At 42.4% G+C, this 2208-nt stretch carries 2 protein-coding genes and 1 pseudogene; 1 reads left to right on the plus strand and 2 read right to left on the minus strand.

The window, feature by feature from the left end; genetic code table 11:
- Positions 1-189: 189 nt before the first annotated feature.
- Positions 190-801 (minus strand): CP12 domain-containing protein, encoded by a 612-nt coding sequence (locus JUI58_RS00610; RefSeq protein ID WP_204101815.1) that lies wholly within the window; start codon positions 799-801, stop codon positions 190-192.
- A gap of 36 nt (positions 802-837) precedes the next feature.
- Positions 838-1833, minus strand: coding sequence for an adenosylcobinamide-phosphate synthase CbiB (gene cbiB, locus JUI58_RS00615; RefSeq protein WP_204101816.1), 996 nt, complete (start codon positions 1831-1833; stop codon positions 838-840).
- Positions 1834-1995: 162 nt separating this feature from the next.
- Here cbiB and JUI58_RS27470 point away from each other — a divergent pair.
- Positions 1996-2094: pseudogene (locus tag JUI58_RS27470) on the plus strand (PD-(D/E)XK nuclease family transposase); the annotation flags it as partial.
- Positions 2095-2208: the final 114 nt, after the last annotated feature.

Raw genomic sequence — 2208 nt, forward strand, 5'->3', positions numbered from 1 at the left:
CCAAGTCATACAATCCTCCCCATTGGGGGTCAGATTGTATCGCATTCCTCCCACGCTTGATGCTTCACATACAAGCGGGGAATCCTGCGCTTTATTGTTGAAAGTTGCAAATTGACATAATTAGGACTCTAGGGAGCGAGACGCTCCCACTACAGTACCTGATAATGGAGGTAGCTTAACTAATTAATTTTAAGTATCGTAAACTCTTGCTTCCAATGCTTCCGGATTTTCCTCGCAATACTCTTCAAAATAAGTTTGTTCGGGTTTTTTTGCACGTTGGTGAGATAATTCTGCTTGTAATTCCTCCACAATATCCCAAGCAGAAGCACATTCAGGGGATGTTGCACCCTTTTCAAAACAAATTGCTCGAGCGCTATCTCGCGCTTTGATAACCTCTTCTTCTAAGGTTAATTCTTTCGGTTGCTCAACAAAATTACTTTTGGTAATAATGTCTGTAATGGAGACAATACCGAGCAGTGTATCGCGGATCACCGGAGCGCGACGAATTCCCGTATTCGCGAATAAACGAGCGATATATTCAACCCCTAGATCGGGATTGACGGAGATACAGGGTTTAGTCATAATTTCGTAAACCCGAACAGTTTTGGGGTCTTTTCCGTAAGCCGCTACCTTATAAGCGATATCGGTTTCTGTCACCATTCCGTAGGCATCTTCCCCAGTGCGACGGGAAACAATAAGGGCGCGTAACTCCTTTTCTTTCATTACTTTAACAGCTTCTGCCACAGTTGCCGAACCGCGAATGGTGACAACATCCGTCGTCATAATATCTGATGCTTTCATGTTGATATATTTTTAATGTAGACCAATAGTATTTTTCTAGGAATGGGCAGAAAGAACAAGCCCCCAATTGTATAATGCGATCGCCCATGCCAATCCTAACAAAAAGCAGGTTCGCATTAAGTGCAAGGCTGTGAGGATAACTTCTGGCGCGATCGCGCGATCGCTTTCTCCTAAAAAGGGTTTATATTTAACAACTCCTTGATAAGTATTTCCCCCCCCTAATTGTACCCCTAACGCAGCCGCATAAGCGCATTCACTCCAGCCAGAATTGGGGCTGGGATCTTGAGGTGCATCGCGATAACAGAGGGATAAAACTCGTCTCGGTTTTCCCGATACCAGAGCAATAGTGAGAATTGTGAGGCGACAGGGAAGCCAAGTTAAAATATCTTCTAATTTGGCGCTAAACCAACCAATATCGGTGTAAGGTTCTCGTAGATAGCCTATCATTGAATCGAGGGTACTGGCGGCTTTATAAGCCAAACAGAGAGGGACGCTACCGAGGGGAAAAAATAGCCCTAAAACTGCATAAAATAAAGGTGCAGTTACGCCATCTGTGGCATTTTCGGCAACGGTTTCTAGGATTGCTCGCAGTATTTCTTCCTCGGATAAATTAGCAGTTTCTCGTCCTACATATTGACTCAACTTTTCCCGTGCGAGGTCTATTTTTCCTGCTTTTAAAGGGACTAAAACATCAATTGCAGCATCTCGCAAACTGCGTCCAGCAAAACAACTTCCCAAGAGAAGACTGGCGATCGCAATGCCGAAAAAAGGGTGAACCAAATTAGCACTATACACCATCGCCCATGCCGCGATCGCGCTGCCGAGAATGAGTCCACTTCCTAATAAAACTCCCAGGCTGCGTTTAAGCCATTGGCTTAAGTTAAATTGGAAAATAAATTGCGTTGTATAGTCAATTATTGCCCCCATCACCTTGACCGGATGGGGAAAATTCCACGGATCTCCAATGAGGCGATCGAGGAGAGAAGCGAGAATTAAAACGGCGATCGCCTCATTGCTTATTTGCCCATTCATATTTAAAATAGTGTGGGATTCCTAACTTCATCCTCAAATTACCTGCATAAAACTTGGCTATGTTCTACAATTGTATCTTACTGGGATTTAGCCTCGAAATTTGATTTTTGATTCCCTAGCCAAGTAATTACAATTTAAACATATTAAATTCAACCAACAATTATGAGATTTATTAGCCCTAAAACTGATTTCGCCTTTAAGAAAATCTTTGGCTCAAAGGAGAGTAAAGATATTTTGATTAGCTTTTTAAATGCCTTAGTTTAGGAGTTGGGAAAATTTAAACCCAAAAATAGAGAGTGAGAGTTAGCCATTGATTTTAATCAATGGTAGTCGAACGAGACGGGTTTTAACCCGTCAAGATATCAAGATATCTTA

The sequence above is a fragment of the Spirulina sp. CCY15215 genome (genome assembly GCF_016888125.1).
Taxonomy (GTDB): domain Bacteria; phylum Cyanobacteriota; class Cyanobacteriia; order Cyanobacteriales; family Spirulinaceae; genus CCY15215.

Coding starts and splice junctions, on each gene's coding strand:
- cbiB (WP_204101816.1), bottom strand. CDS start 1,833: ATGAATGGGCAAATAAGCAATGAGGCGATCGCCGTTTTAATTCTCGCT.
- JUI58_RS00610 (WP_204101815.1), bottom strand. CDS start 801: ATGAAAGCATCAGATATTATGACGACGGATGTTGTCACCATTCGCGGT.